This is a genomic window from Rhodococcus ruber NBRC 15591 (genome assembly GCF_001894945.1).
GTDB classification, from domain to species: domain Bacteria; phylum Actinomycetota; class Actinomycetes; order Mycobacteriales; family Mycobacteriaceae; genus Rhodococcus; species Rhodococcus ruber.
Genome location: NZ_BCXE01000007.1, coordinates 65,035 through 79,736, shown reverse-complemented (window position 1 = coordinate 79,736; position 14,702 = coordinate 65,035). Strand labels below are relative to the sequence as shown.

General features: G+C 71.1%; 11 protein-coding genes and 1 pseudogene. 5 read left to right on the top strand and 7 right to left on the bottom strand.

The genetic code is table 11. The annotated features are described in order from the left end of the window. Window positions 1–227 precede the first annotated feature (227 nt). Window positions 228–899, top strand: coding sequence for a heme-binding beta-barrel domain-containing protein (locus tag RR3_RS06005; RefSeq protein ID WP_017680914.1), 672 nt, complete (start codon window positions 228–230; stop codon window positions 897–899). Here RR3_RS06005 and RR3_RS06000 read toward each other — a convergent pair. The 6 genes and pseudogenes from RR3_RS06000 to RR3_RS05970 all read right to left on the bottom strand — a co-directional run bounded on the left by RR3_RS06000 (window position 887) and on the right by RR3_RS05970 (window position 10,105). Then, complete coding sequence (locus RR3_RS06000) at window positions 887–2,599, bottom strand: BCCT family transporter (protein WP_174557550.1); 1,713 nt, start codon at window positions 2,597–2,599, stop codon at window positions 887–889. The two genes, RR3_RS06005 and RR3_RS06000, sit on opposite strands and share 13 nt — an antisense overlap. Before the next feature lie 314 nt (window positions 2,600–2,913). Then, a complete protein-coding gene (cydC, locus tag RR3_RS05995) occupies window positions 2,914–4,575 on the bottom strand; it encodes a thiol reductant ABC exporter subunit CydC (RefSeq protein WP_061064815.1) in 1,662 nt (553 codons plus the stop codon). A gap of 224 nt (window positions 4,576–4,799) precedes the next feature. Continuing rightward, a pseudogene (gene cydD, locus RR3_RS05985) lies at window positions 4,800–6,506 on the bottom strand (thiol reductant ABC exporter subunit CydD); the annotation flags it as partial. Continuing rightward, entirely contained in the window at window positions 6,503–7,540 is a 1,038-nt protein-coding gene (gene cydB / locus RR3_RS05980) for a cytochrome d ubiquinol oxidase subunit II (RefSeq protein WP_017680648.1), read from the bottom strand. The gene cydB and the pseudogene cydD, both read right to left, overlap by 4 nt. 10 nt (window positions 7,541–7,550) lie before the next feature. Then, on the bottom strand, window positions 7,551–9,047 hold the full coding sequence (locus tag RR3_RS05975; protein WP_017680647.1) for a cytochrome ubiquinol oxidase subunit I: 1,497 nt from the start codon (window positions 9,045–9,047) through the stop codon (window positions 7,551–7,553). Window positions 9,048–9,259: 212 nt separating this feature from the next. Continuing rightward, a complete protein-coding gene (locus RR3_RS05970) occupies window positions 9,260–10,105 on the bottom strand; it encodes an aminodeoxychorismate lyase (protein ID WP_017680646.1) in 846 nt (281 codons plus the stop codon). A gap of 54 nt (window positions 10,106–10,159) precedes the next feature. On the opposite strand from RR3_RS05970, the gene ygfZ reads away from it, so the two are divergent. From ygfZ to RR3_RS05950, 4 genes are all read left to right on the top strand, one after another. Beyond that, window positions 10,160–11,290, top strand: coding sequence for a CAF17-like 4Fe-4S cluster assembly/insertion protein YgfZ (gene ygfZ, locus RR3_RS05965; protein ID WP_026137733.1), 1,131 nt, complete (start codon window positions 10,160–10,162; stop codon window positions 11,288–11,290). Next, window positions 11,287–11,961 (top strand): MOSC domain-containing protein, encoded by a 675-nt coding sequence (locus RR3_RS05960; protein WP_017680645.1) that lies wholly within the window; start codon window positions 11,287–11,289, stop codon window positions 11,959–11,961. Before ygfZ ends, RR3_RS05960 begins: the two co-directional genes overlap by 4 nt. Beyond that, window positions 11,958–12,932, top strand: a complete 975-nt coding sequence (locus RR3_RS05955; protein WP_017680644.1) for an asparaginase — start codon at window positions 11,958–11,960, stop codon at window positions 12,930–12,932. Before RR3_RS05960 ends, RR3_RS05955 begins: the two co-directional genes overlap by 4 nt. Before the next feature lie 183 nt (window positions 12,933–13,115). Beyond that, window positions 13,116–13,325, top strand: a complete 210-nt coding sequence (locus tag RR3_RS05950; protein WP_003936528.1) for a DUF3073 domain-containing protein — start codon at window positions 13,116–13,118, stop codon at window positions 13,323–13,325. A gap of 265 nt (window positions 13,326–13,590) precedes the next feature. Here the strand turns inward: RR3_RS05950 and purM are convergent, their stop codons facing one another. Next, on the bottom strand, window positions 13,591–14,664 hold the full coding sequence (gene purM / locus RR3_RS05945; RefSeq protein ID WP_026137732.1) for a phosphoribosylformylglycinamidine cyclo-ligase: 1,074 nt from the start codon (window positions 14,662–14,664) through the stop codon (window positions 13,591–13,593). Between the last annotated feature and the right edge of the window lie 38 nt (window positions 14,665–14,702).

The window sequence follows — 14,702 nt, the reverse complement described above, 5'->3', positions numbered from 1 at the left end:
CGACCTCCGAATCGGGCTTTCCGGGCGAAAGGCCCGCCCGGCCCCGTGCACGGTACTATCCCGCGCGCCGCGTCGCGCGCCCGGTGGGGACGTCGGTTTTCGCGCTTTCCGGACGCCGTCTAGGATATGGCCGTGGTCATCTTCTTCGAAGCGCTCCTTGTCCTGGCGGCCGTGCTCATCACATGGTTCGCGGTGTACGTCCTCTACCGTCTGGTGACCGATCAGCCGTGAGTGCCGAGTCCGGTGAGGAACGGGAAGTCGTCCGCGGCAGCGGCGACAAGGCCGTCGCCGACGCCCTCGAACGGGCCAAGGCGACTGCCGACAAGAACGTCCCGATCCTGAGCGGTCTGCCCGTCCCCGACGACACCGCGAATCTGCGCCTCGGTCCGGACATGCATCCGGAGCTGCTGGCGCTGCTGCCCATGGTGGGTGTGTGGCGGGGCGAGGGCGAGGGCAACGACCCCCGCACCGGCGACTACCGCTTCGGCCAGCAGATCGTGGTCACCCACGACGGCGGCAACTACCTCGTGTGGGAGGCCCGTTCGTGGCGCCTCGACGAGGAGGGCGCCTACAGCGGTCCGGATCGCCGGGAGAGCGGCTTCTGGCGGGTCGCCGGCACCGGCGCGCCCGGCAGCGAGGATCCGGAAACCCTCGAGTTGCTCCTGAATCACAGCTCCGGCGTCGTCGAGCTGTACTACGGCACCGCTCTGACCCAGTCGTCCTGGGAACTGGCGACCGACGTGGTGATCCGCAGCCAGTCCGGCGAGGTGGTCGGCGGCGCCAAGCGCCTGTACGGCATCGTCGAGGGCGGCGACCTCGCCTACGTCGAGGAACGGGTCACCGCGGACGGGGACCTGCGGCCGCACATGTCCGCGCGGCTCGCTCGCTACATCGGTTGATCCTCACGGGTTGATCCTCGCGCCGGGGAATCCGTTCCGTCACCGGGCTCGGCGTCCGGATCCGGCACGGCGCGGGTGACGACGACGGGCTCCGGAGCGGGCCGCTGCTCGGCGGCCTCGAGTTCCTCGGCGGTGCGCACCCGGCTCCACTGCCGGGTCACCGGCTCGGCCCGCTCCCCCAGGTCGTCGCGGATCCCCTTGACGAGGCTGTACATCATCACGAAGCCGATCACGAAGAACGGCAATCCGATCACCGTGATGACCTGCTGCAGCGCGTCGAGATCGTCCTTCCCGGTGGCCACGAGCATGGTCGCGGCGACGAGACCCATCAGGACCGCCCAGAACAGGCGCTGGTGCAGCGGCACCCGTCCCTCGTTGCCGGCGGCCATCATGTCCAGGACCATCGCGGCGGAGTCGACCGAGGTGATGAAGAAGATCACCACGATCACCACGGCGAAGAACGACATGACGCCGGCCCACGGGAAGTTGCCGAGGAACTCGAACAGGGCGCCGGGAATGTCGCCGTCGCCGACGACCCGGTCGGCGAGACCACCCGAGCCGTTCAGCTCGATGTCGAACGAGGCCATTCCGAACACGCTGAACCAGATCACCGAGAACAGCACGGGCAGCCCGAGGACGCCGGCGACGAACTCGCGGATGGTGCGGCCGCGGGAGATGCGCGCGATGAAGATCCCGACGAACGGCGCCCACGTGATGGTCCACGCCCAGTAGAAGACGGTCCAGGTGTTCTGCCAGCCGGTGTCGCCGAACGTATCGTTCCAGAACGCGAGCCGCGGCAGCATGCTGCCGTAGATGCCGACGGACTCGATCATGCCCTTGAGCAGGAACAGGCTGGGTCCGGTGACGAGGACGAAGGCCAGCAGCGCGACGGCCATGCCGATGTTGAGGTTCGACAGCCGCTTGATGCCGCGATCGAGACCGAGCGCCACCGACGTCCCCGCCGCCACGGTGACCACCGCGATCAGGACGATCTGGACGAGCCCGTTCTGGGGGAGGCCGAACAACTCGGCGAGGCCGGCGTTGACCTGCAGAGTCCCCAGTCCCACCGACGTGGCCACGCCGAACACGGTGCCCACGATCGCGATCACGTCGATGGTCTTGCCGATGGGTCCGTAGATCCGGCCACCCAGGATCGGGGCGAAGATGGAACTGACGCGCGGCGGCAGCTTGCGCTTGTAGATGAAGTAACCGAAGCACAGGCCGGGCAGCGCGAAGATCGTCCAGGTGTGCAGCCCGAAGTGGTAGAGCGTGAAGCCGATGGCCTCGGTGGCGGCGGCCGCGGACCCCGGTTCGACGTCCTGCATCGGCGGGTTCGCGAAATGGGAGATCGGTTCGGCCACGCCCCAGAACATCAGGATCGTGCCGATGCCGGCGGCGAACAGCATTCCGAACCACGCCGGAGTGGAGTGTTCGGGCCGGTCGTCGTCGCCGCCGAGCCGCACCCGGCCGTAGTGCGTGAACGCGAGACCGACCAGGAAGACCAGGAAGGTGGACACCCCCAGGATGTAGAACCAGCCCAGGTTCGTCATGATCCAGCCCGACACGGAACTGAACAGGTTGTCGACAGCCGTGGTGAACGCGATCGTCACGACGACGAACACGAGGGCGATCAGCGCGGAGGCGAAGAACACCCCGGGCGACGTACGAAGGCGTAACAGGCCGTGCGCTCGCTCGAGCATGAGGACACCTTTCGTTCGGGACGCGAGGCGCACGCGCCGCCTACCGCGAACGGGGGTACCCCGAACTGCGCGTTCGCACACCTGCCGGACACGCAAACGGCCCCCGAGCCGTTCTCCGCGGACGCTTGGTCGGCGGATTCCGGTCGGACGGACCGGATGGCTCGGGGGCCGGGTGACTGCGTGGTATTCGCCGGCCGCTGGGCGGTCGACAATCCCGTCGTCGATGACAGCGGCTAGCGCGCAGCCACCTCACGTGTCCGATACTTCAATTCAGACCACCTCCTTTCTCGTGTACGCCCGAAAGTACGCGCCGCTCAGACCGCGGGCAACGAGTTTTTCCCCAGGCGAACGACGAGGTCGGCTGAGGTGTCGCCGGGCAGCTGGTGGGTGACGACGACGACGGTGCGCTCAGGTGCGACGAATCCGGCGTCCCGGTCCAGCAGCAGTCGTTGCAGCTGCGCACCGTCCGCGGCGTCGAGGTGCTCGGTGGGCTCGTCGAGCAGCAGCACCCGCGCGGGGGACACCAGGGCCCGAGCGAGCAGCAACCGGCGCCGCTGGCCCCCGGAGACGGCGCGCGCCCCGCCGACGAGCGTGCTGTGCAGTCCTTCGGGCAGCCCGGCCACCCACTCCCCCAGCCCGACGTCGCCGAGCACGGCCAGCGCCTCGGCCTCGGTGAGGTCGCCGCGGGCCACCCGCAGGTTCTCGAGCACGGACGTCTCGAACAGGTGGGCGTCCTCGGCGAAGAATCCCACCGTCCGCCGCAGGGCGGCCGGGTCGAGTTCGGCGAGCGGCACACCGCCGAGGGTGACCGTCCCGGCGGCGGGTTCGAGCAGCCCCGCGAGGGTCATCAGCGTGCTGGTCTTGCCGCTGCCGCTGCTCCCGACGACGGCGATGCGCGTGCCGGGTGGCAGGTCGAGCGTGAGGGGCCCGGCGGCGGGGCCGCCGGGCCAGCCGCTGCGCAGAGCGACGGCACGCAGGTGGCACGGTTCGACGACGGGCCGGGTGCCGTGCGGCACCGGCCGGTCGGCACGGTCGAGCAGGTCGACGATGCGGCGTGCCGCGATCCGGGCGCGGGTGAGGGTGACGGCAGCACCGGGCAGCGCCGCGGTGGCTTCGAACGCGGACAGGGGCAGCAGCACGAGGATCCCGAGGGACATCGGACTCGCACCCCCGTCGGCGTAGAGCGCGATGCCGACGAGCAACGCCCCGAGAACACTTGCTCCGACCGAGAGGGGGACGGCGGCCTCCGCGTAGGCCGCGGGGACGGCCGCCCGGTCGGTGGCGCGCACCGCGTCGGCACCGGCGCGGCGGGCCCGGCCGACGGCCTGCGGGAGCAGGCCCGCGACCCGCAGTTCTGCGGCGTGGTCGAGCGCGGTGACCGCGTCGCGGGAGAACCGGAGGCGGGCGGCGGCGCTGTCGGCTTCGGCGCGGGCCGCGGCGCGGGCGGACACCCAGGGGGCTACGACGCCGGTGACGAGCAACGCGACGGCGAGGATCGCCGCGGCGGGCGGGGAGATCAGCGCGAGCCAGCCGACGGCGGCGAGGGCGAGGACCGCGGCGACGGCGATGGGCACCAGTGCCCGCACCACCACGTCGCCGAGGGCGTCGACGTCGGCGCCGGTGCGGGCGAGCAGGTCCCCGCGGCGCAGACCGGCGGAGGCCACCGGGTCGCCGTCGGCGAGGCGCCGGTAGACCCGGGTGCGGGCGGCGGTGGTCCCCCGGAGGGCGGTGTCGTGGCTCGCGATTCGCTCGAGGTAGCGGAACAGCCCGCGGGAGATGCCCAGGGCCCGGACGGCGACGACGGCGACCGTCAGGTCCAGCACCGGGGGCATCTGCCACGCCCGGATGATCAGCCAGGCCGACAGGCCGGCGAGCGCGAGGGCGCTGCCCAGGGTGGCGACGCCGGCGGCGACGGCGGCGGCGACCCGTCCGGGGCGCAGTTCGAGCAGCGCCAGGGCCCGGCGCAGATCGTTCATCACCGCTCCCCCGTACCGGGCGCCGCGTCGCCGTGGGAGACGACCCGCACGCCGGAGTCGGAGACGACCCGAACGCCGGAGTCGGAGACGACCCGAACGCCGGAGTCGGAGACGACCCGAACGCCGGAGTCGGAGACGACCCGAACGCCGGAGTCGGAGACGACCCGAACGCCGGAGTCGGAGACGACCCGAACGCCGGAGTCGGAGACGACCCGAACGCCGGAGTCGGAGACGACCCGAACGACGGAGTCGGCGATCGCGAGGATGCTGGGGCGGTGCGCCACGATCACCACGGTGCGTCCGCGACGCGCCAGTTCCCGCACCGTCTCGAGGACCGTGGTCTCGGTCGCGTCGTCGAGGTGGGCGGTGGGCTCGTCCAGCAGCAGGACGGGACGGTCCGCGGCGAGGGTGCGGACGAGGGCGAGCCGTTGCCGCTGCCCGAGCGACAGTCCGCTGCCCTCGGCGCCGACGACGGTGTCCCAGCCGCCGGGCAACTCGTCGAGCACTTCATCGAATCGCGTTGCCGCACAAATCTCTTCGAGTCCGTCGGTGGTGAGATCCACGCCCGTGAGGCGCAGGTTGTCCGCCAGCGTACCGGGGAGCAGCACGGGCCGCTGGGGCAGCCAGGCCACCTGCTCCCACCATGCGTCGTCGGCCGTCACGGGACGACCACCGACCTCGACGCTCCCCTCCGCCGGCTCCGCGAGTCCGAGGACGGCGAGCAGGGCCGTCGACTTGCCGGCACCGTTCGCCCCGGCCAGCACGGTCACGGCGCCCGGCCGGCACACCGCATCGAGCCGGTGCGGGGCGTATCCGTCGCGGCTCGCGACACTGAGATTCGTCAACGTCAGCTCGGCCGAGGTCGCATCGAATCCGGCACCGGCGGTGGCCGAAGGGGTGGCGGCCGCGCGGTCGAGGATCGTGAATGCGCGCTCGGCAGCCGCCTTGCCGTCCTCGGCGGCGTGGAACTTCGCGCCCACCGTGCGCAGCGGCAGGTACGCCTCGGGGGCGAGGATCAGCGCGACGACGCCGGCCTCGAGGGCCATGTCGCCGTAGACGAGGCGCAGACCGATGCTCACCGCGATCAGCGCGACGGAGAGGGTGGCGAGCCATTCGAGCACGGTCCCGGACAGGAACGCCACGCGCAGCGCGGACATGGTGGTGCGACGGTGGTCGTCGCCGAGCTCGCGCACCTTCTCTGCCGGGCCCTGTTCCCGGCCGAGTGCGCGCAACGTGGGCAGACCGGCGATCAGGTCGAGCAGCTGGGCCGAGAGCGTCGTCATGGTCTGCAGCGTGCGGTCGGCCTTGCCCTTGGTCAGCAGCCCGATGAGGATCATGAACGCCGGGATGAGTGGCAGCGTCACGACGACGATGATCGCCGAGGTGAGGTCCTGGAATGCGATGACCACCACGGTGATCGGGGTGAGCGTGACGGCGAGCAGCAGGGCCGGCACGTATCCGGTGAGGTACTCCGACAGCCCGCCGAGCCCGCGGGTGAGCACCGTGGCGATCTCGTCGCGGCGTGGTTCGAGTTCCCGCGGCGGCAGCCGGGTCGCCGCCGCGAGCACCTCGTGCTCGAGTTCGGCGACGACCCGGCTCGCCGAACGGTGCGCGAACCGGGACTGCACCCACGTGACCAGGGTGCGCACGGTGACGGCCCCCGCCAGGACCAGCAACTCGGTCCGCCATTCCCCGAGTTCCGCGGTGCCGGTGGTGAGCACCCCCGCGAGGACCGCACCGATCGCGAGCGCGGACACGACGATCATCGCGACGTTGATCGTGGCCGTGACGAGGGTGAGCACCAGGTAGCCGCGGGCGGTGGCGGAGTAGCGCCACAGCCGCGGGTCGATCGGCCCGCGACGCCGTGGCGCATCCGCCGCTCCGGGAGCGGAGCCGAACGGACGCACCGCGGCGTCGGCGGGCGCGGTCATTTCGCCCCGAGCGACAGACCGATGGACTTCGGGATGTGCTTGGTGGAGATGCGCTGACGGAACACCCAGTACGTCCAGCCCTGGTAGATCAGGACCACCGGCGTGACGATCACCGCCGCCCACGTCATGACCTTCAGTGTGTACGGACTCGACGACGCGTTCTCGATCGTCAGCGACAGGGTGTCGCCCAGCGTGGACGGCATGACGTTCGGGAACAGCGATCCGAACAGCAGGACGACGGTGCCGACGATGGCGACCGTGGTGAACACGAACGCCCAGCCCTCACGCTCCGCGCGGGTGAGCGCGACGACGGCGAGCAGCGCAGCCGCCGCGGCGCCGACGAGCAGCCACGTCCAGGTCTTGCCGTAGGCGAGTTGCGTCCACAGCACGAAGGATCCGGCAACGACGACCGCCGGAACGGCGAGACGTGCGGCGAGGGCCACGGCGTCCTCGCGCACCTCGTCGGCGGACTTCAGGGCGATGAAAACCGCGCCGTGCAGCGCGAACACCAGCGCGGTGGTGGCACCACCGAGCAGCGCGTACGGGTTCAGCAGGTCGAAGAAGCCGCCGATGTACTGCTTGTTCTCGTCGATGGCGACGCCGCGGACGATGTTCGCGAACGCCACGCCCCACAGCACGGCCGGTACCCAGGAGCCGAAGACGATGCCCCAGTCGCAGCGCCGCCGCCAGGTGGGGTCGTCGATCTTGCCGCGGTACTCGATCGCCACGACCCGGACGATGAGACCGAGCAGGATCAGCAGCAGGGGCAGGTAGAACCCCGAGAACAGGGTGGCGTACCACTCGGGGAACGCGGCGAACATCGCGCCGCCCGCGGTCAGCAGCCACACCTCGTTGCCGTCCCACACCGGCCCGATGGTGTTGAGCAACACCCGGCGGCGGGTGTCGGCCGTCTCGGTGCGGCCGCGGCCGAGCACCGGCATCAGCATGCCGACACCGAAGTCGAAGCCCTCGAGCACGAAGTATCCGGTGAACAGCACCGCGATCAGGACGAACCAGACCTCTTGAAGTCCCATGACCGATCTCCTAGTACGCGAAGGACAGCTGCTTGGGCCGGCCGGTGTCGTCGGGTTCGTCGTCGTGCTCGCCCGGCGGGTGAGCGTCGTGCGGCAGCGGGCCCTCGAGGGTGTAGCGGCGGATCAGCCAGAACCACACGACGCCGAGCGCACCGTAGACGACGGTGAAGGCCACCAGGGAGGCGATCACGGCGCCGGCCGAGTTGTTCGACACGCCCTGGTCGACGGTCAGCCGGATCATGTCCACGCCCGTCGGGTTGGGGTGCACGACCCACGGCTGGCGGCCCATCTCGGTGAAGATCCAGCCGGCGCTGTTGGCCAGGAACGGCGTGGGGATGGCGAGGATGCTCAACCAGCCGAACCACTTCTGGTCGGGGACGCGGCCGCGGCGGGTCACCCACAGACCGGCGACGGCCAGCGCTGCCGACCCGGCGGCCAGGCCGATCATGGCGCGGAACGACCAGTAGGTGACGAACAGGTTGGGGCGGTAGTTGCCGGGACCGAATTGCTGCTCGTACTGGTCCTGCAGGTCTTCGACGCCCTGCAGGGTGACGCCGGTGAACTCGCCCTGCGCGAGGTACGGCAGCACGTACGGCACCTCGAGGACGTGGATGACGCCGTCGCAGTTGTTGTGCGTACCGATCGTCAGGACCGAGAACTTGGGGTCGGTCTCGGTGTGGCACAGCGACTCCGCGGACGCCATCTTCATCGGCTGCTGTTCGAACATGAGCTTCGCCTGGATGTCGCCGCTGACGAAGAGCGCGACACCGGAGACGATCATCACGAGCATGCCGAGCCGGGCGGCGGGCCGGAACATGCCGCGGGCCTCGCCTTCGAGCCGGTCGGCCTCGACCGGCTCGGCCTGCGCGGCGCGGCGCATGTTGCGCACCATCCACCAGCCGGCGATGCCGGCGACGAACGTGCCGGCGGTGAGGAACGCCCCGGCGACGGTGTGCGGGAACGCCGCGAGCGCGGTGTTGTTGGTCAGCAGTTCCCAGATGCTCGTCAGTTCCGCACGCCCGGTCTCGGGGTTGTACGTCGCGCCGACGGGGTGCTGCATGAACGAGTTGGCGGAGATGATGAAGTACGCGGAGGCGTTCACGCCGATCGCGACCAGCCAGATCGTCGCCAGGTGGACCAGTTTCGGTAGCCGGCCCCATCCGAAGATCCACAGGCCGAGGAAGGTCGATTCGAGGAAGAACGCCACCAGGCCCTCGAGCGCCAGCGGGGCGCCGAAGACGTCCCCGACGAAGCGGGAGTATTCGCTCCAGTTCATGCCGAACTGGAATTCCTGCACGATGCCGGTGGCCACGCCGAGGGCGAAGTTGATGAGGAAGAGCTTGCCGAAGAACTTCGTCAGGCGGTACCAGTGGTCCTTCTTCGTGACCACCCACATGGTCTGCATGACCGCGATGAGCGGGGCGAGACCGATGGTCAGCGGGACGAGGATGAAGTGATAGACGGTGGTGATGCCGAACTGCCACCGGGACAGGTCCAACACATCCATGGCTACTCCGAGGTAACGCCCAGGGACAGGCTCCGAGTCCGGGGCGCGGGCTCGGGGCCTCGGACTCTGTGCACAAGGAACCATCCGCCGCACGCGTCGGTGACCTTGTTACTACTTACAGTAGTAGAAGTGGGCAGGAGCGTCGACGGTGTCGACCGACACATCCCCGCGCTCGCGTGCGCCGGACCGGCCCGCGACGGGGGATCCGGCGCTCACTCGACCGCGGCGTCCACCAGGGCCTCGACCTCGCCGACCAGGGACCGCCGGGACAGATCGTGCCCGTCGAGGGTGTGCACCCGCGCCGCCAGCGCGACGCTCGAGACCAGCCAGACGCCATCTGCCACAACGAGATCCGCAGGACGGACCGGCTCGTACCGCACCACGAAGTTGTGGTCGCCCGCGACGTCGAACAGCGCCTGCTGGGTGGTGCCGGGCAGGATTCCCTGCTCGGGCGGCGGGGTGATCAGCGTGCGCCCGCGCGCGACGAGGACCGACGAACGTGGCCCTTCCAACACGAAACCCTCGCTGCTGATGTAGATCACATCGTCGGCCCCGAGGGACTCCGCATGCCGCAGCGCCGCCATGTTCGTCGCGTAGGACAGGGTCTTGGCGCCGAGCAGCTGCCACGGCGCCTTCGACGCGAGATCCACCGAATACCCGCGCTCGAGCGTCACCACGGACACACCGTCCGCGCGGGCCTTGTACACCCGTTCGGCCACCGGGGTCAGCAACAGGAACGCCGTCGGCTCACTGCCACCCTCCCGGCCGCGGGTGTACACCAGGCGCAACGCCCCTTCCCGCTCCGCGTCCCACTGCTCGACCGCGACGTCGATCGCCAGCCGCCAGTCGTCGCGGTCGGGCGTCGGCAGCCCCGCCGCCGCGGCGGAGGACACGAGCCGGCTCAGGTGCTGCTCGACGGTCCGTGCCCGCCCACCGCGCACGAGGAGGGTCTCGAACACCCCGTCGCCGCGCAGCACCCCGATGTCGTCCGCGTGCAGCAGCGGCACGTCCGCGTCCCGAACCTCGCCGTCCAGCGTCACCAGCACCCGCTCAGCCATGCGCACACCCTATCCATTCCGCCGGGCGCAGACCCGCGCTCCTAGACTGATGTCGTGGCCGACACTCCCTTTGTGACCGACAGCCCACTTCTCGCTCGTCCCGGTGCCGTTCCCGCGCCGGCCGGCACCCCGGACACGGGACTGCCCTGGCACTACGGCGATCCGTTCGGCGAACAGCGGGCCGCCCTCACCGGCGTGGCCGTCGTCGACCGTTCGACCCGGTTCGTCGTCGCGATCTCCGGCGAGGAGCGCCTGAGCTGGTTGCACACCATCTCCAGCCAGCACGTCGCGCAGCTGCCCGACGGCACCTCGGCGGAGAACCTCAGCCTCGATGCGCAGGGCCGCGTCGAGCACCACTTCGTGCAGACCGACCTCGACGGCGTCACCTGGATCGACACCGAACCGCAGCGCGGGCCGGACCTGTTGACGTTCCTCAGCAGAATGGTGTTCTGGTCCAAGGCCGAGCCGCGGGACGGCAACGAGATGGCCGTGCTGAGCCTGCTCGGGCCGCGCGCCGGCGATGCCCCCGTCCTGGCCGCGCTGGGCATCGACGCCCTGCCCGCCGACGTCTACGCCGCGGTCGCCCTGCCCGGCGGCGGGCTCGTCCGGCGCATGCCCTGGCCCACCGACGACGCGTGGGACCTGCTCGTCCCCCGCGAGCGGCTCACCGACGTGTTCGCCGCCCTGGTCGACGCCGGCGCCCGCCCGGCCGGAACGTGGGCGTTCGAGGCGCTGCGCGTCGTCGCGCTCCGCCCGCGGATCGGTCTCGACACCGACGAGCGCACCATCCCGCACGAGGCCCGCTGGATCGGCGGCCCGGCCGAGCACGGCGCCGTCCATCTCGACAAGGGCTGCTACCGGGGGCAGGAGACCGTCGCGCGGGTGCACAATCTCGGCAAGCCGCCCCGGCATCTCGTCCTGCTGCACCTCGACGGCTCCGCCGAGGGCCGGCCCGAACCCGGGGACCCGGTGACCGCCGACGGCCGCGGCGTGGGGCGGCTGGGCACCGTGGTCGACCACTTCGAGCTCGGCCCCGTCGCGCTGGCCCTGATCAAGCGGAACGTGCCCGTCGGCACGGCCCTCGTCGCCGGGCCCTGCGCCGCGGCGATCGATCCGGACTCGATCCCCGACGACGCCACCGTGCAGGCCGGCCGGCTCGCCGTGGAACGGCTCCGGGGTCGGTGAGCCACCGGAACCCGCCGACCGGACGGGTCGAGGCGGTCTGCACGGTGCACACCGTCCGCGTCAGCGGCACCCGTCGTGTCGCGCACACGGCCATCGACAAGCGTCCCGTGACCGGCCCCGTGCAGGTCCGCCGGCTCGGCCTGGCCGGCGACCGGCAGTGCGACACCGCCCACCACGGCGGTCGCCACAAGGCGGTCTACGCGTACGCCGAGGACGAGGCACGTCGCTGGGCCGACGAGCTCGGCCGCGAACTGCCCGCGGGGTGGTTCGGCGAGAACCTGCGCGTGAGCGGGATCGCCGCCTCGGATGCGGTGATCGGCGAGCGCTGGCGGATCGGCGCGCTCGGTCTGCTCCTCGAGGTCACCGGGCCGCGCACGCCGTGCGGCACCTTCGGGGTGTGGGCGCAGGAACCGGGCTGGGTGCGGCGGTTCGCCGCGCGCGGCGACACCGGGGCCTATCTGAAGGTGCTCGCCGAGGGCCCCGTCGAGGCGGGCGACGGGATCTTCGTCGTGCACGTACCCGAACACGGCGTGACCGTGCGGGACCTGTTCACCGGCCGGGATCCGGCGCGGATCGCGGAGATGCTCGCGCAGCAGGACGACCTGTCCCCTAGTGTCGCCGACAAGGCTCGCAGACGAGTCGCCGGACGAGAGGTGCAGGTGGAGTATTGAGCGTCGAACTCGTGGAAGTGGTGCGATCGGGGTTCCGCGAATGCGTGCACCGCGGCTCGCTCGTCGTACTCGACCCGGCCGGCGACGTGCGGCTCGCACTGGGCGAGATCCGCACGCCGATCTATCCGCGGTCGTCGAACAAGCCGCTGCAGACGGTGGCGCTGCTGCGGCAGGGCTTCGTGCCCCGCTCGACGGAGGAACTCGCGATCGCGACGGCCTCGCACGAGGGCGAGGCCGGGCACGTCCGGCTGGTGGAGGCGCTGCTCGCCGGGCACGGATTCACCGAGGACGACCTGCAGTGCCCGCCGGATCTGCCGGGCAACGAACCGGCCCGGGCGACGATCGTCGCCGCCGGTCACCCCCGGCGGACGGTGTACATGAACTGCTCCGGCAAGCACGCCGCGATGCTCGCGACGTGCGCCGCGAACGGCTGGCCCGTCCGCGCCGGCGCGGACGAGCCGGGCTACCTCGACTCCGCCCATCCGCTGCAGCAGGCCGTGGTCGAGACGGTCCTCGACCTCGCGGGCGACGTCGAGGACACCGATCTCGGCATCGACGGGTGCGGCCTGCCGATCGTGCCGCTGCCCCTGGTCAATCTCGCCCGGGCCTATTCGCGGCTGGCGACGGCCGGGCCCGGGACGCCGGAACGGGCCGTGGCCGACGCGATCCGGAGTCATCCGCACCTCGTCTCGGGCACCGGCAAGGACGACGCCCGGTTGATGCCCGCGGTGCCGGGACTGCTGTGCAAGGCCGGGGCGGACGGCGTGCACGCGGGTGCCCTGCCGGACGGCACCGCGTTCGCACTGAAGATCGACGACGGCCACGAGCGGGCCCGCCTTCCCCTCACCGCCGCCCTGCTGCACCACCTCGGAGTGACGTGGTCCGAGGAGCACGCGGAGCTCGCGTCGCAGCCGGTGCTCGGCGGTGGGATCCGGGTCGGCACGGTCCGGGCGATCCCCGGAGTGCTCTGAACGCTGCCTCGTCCCGCATTTGCCCAGGTCGCCTGTGGGTGAGACCAATCGGACACCGGCGCCACCAGGTGTGTGGAGGCGGAACCGACTTTTCCACGCTAGAGTGGTGGCCAGGAAAATACTCAATTAACCGGGGCCGCCAAATTCCCCAGGCCGCCCCGTCAAGGCGCGAGGGGGTTAGCCATGGGCCGCGGCCGGGCTAAGGCAAAGCAGACCAAGGTTGCACGGGAGCTCAAGTACAGCTCACCGGCCACCGACTTCGAGAGCCTCCAGCGGGAGTTGTCTGGCGGTACACCCAACTCGCACCGGGACGAGGTCTTCGCAGACCAGCGTTCCGGACCGGACGGTCGTTCCCCCTGGGACGACGACTACGACGACGACTGGCGTCGCTGACCCGAGCCTCACGCACAGGAGGGGGGAGTCGGACCACCGACTCCCCCCTTCGCTGGCACCCTCCTCGCCGGCCGGATCTCGCACACCGTTGCGACACCCGGCCGGCAGGTGAGGCGATCCGGAAAGCTTCGTCACCACGACGCGCAGCGCCCGGGCCGTCCTGCACGGCCCGGGCGCTGCGCGTATCGGTGCGACGCGTGTCCGGTGTCGGATCCGGCTCCGGTGCCGACTCCGTTTCCGGTGTCGGCTCCGGACCGGCGCCGGGTCAGAACCGCGGGTGGTCGCCCACGAGCACGGCGCGCACGTCGTCCTGGTCCTGAGACTTGCGCACGGTGCCCAGCGTCCAGCAGTCGATGTGGCGCGCGGTGAGCACCGCGAGGGCCCGGTCGACGTCCTCGGGCGCGACGATCGCGACCATGCCGACGCCCATGTTGAAGGTCTTCTCCATCTCGGTCCGCTCGACGCGGCCGCGCTGGGCGATGAGCCCGAACACCGGGGCCGGGCTCCACGTGGTCCGGTCGAGCTCGGCGACGAGTCCCTTCGGCATCACCCGGGCCAGGTTGCCTGCGAGCCCTCCACCGGTGACGTGGCAGAACGTGCGGACCTCGGTTTCGGCGGCCAGCGCGAGGCAGTCCTTCGCGTAGATCCGGGTCGGCTCGAGCAGTTCCTCGCCGAGGCTGCGGCTGAACTCGTCGACGTGCGCCGTCAGGCTCATCTTGCCGATGTCGAGAAGGACCTTGCGGGCCAGCGAGTATCCGTTCGAGTGCAGCCCCGACGAACCCATGGCGATCACCACGTCGCCCGGGCGCACCCGGTCGGGCCCGAGCAGCCGGTCGGCCTCGACGACGCCGACACCCGTGGCGGACAGGTCGTAGTCCCCGTCGGCCATCACGCCGGGATGCTCGGCGGTCTCGCCGCCGAGCAGGGCGCAGCCGGCCTGGACGCAGCCCGCCGCGATGCCGCCGACGATCTCGGCCACCCGCTCGGGCACCACGCGCCCGACCGCGATGTAGTCCTGCAGGAAGAGCGGCTCGGCGCCGCAGACCACGAGGTCGTCGACGACCATCGCCACGAGGTCGAGACCGACGGTGTCGTGCTTGTCGAGGGCCTGCGCCACCGCCAGTTTGGTGCCGACCCCGTCGGTGGACGCCGCGAGCAGCGGTTCCTTGTAGTCGCCCTTGAGCGCGAACAGCCCCGCGAATCCGCCGAGGCCGCCGAGCACCTCCGGGCGGGTCGCCTTCTTCGCGTGCGGCGCGAACAGTTCGACGGCTCGATCGCCGGCCTCGATGTCCACGCCCGCCGCTGCGTAGGAAGCTCCGGGGGTTGTGTCCTCGGTCATGGGTTGTCGGCTCCAGCCTCGAGTTGTGGTGAACAGGT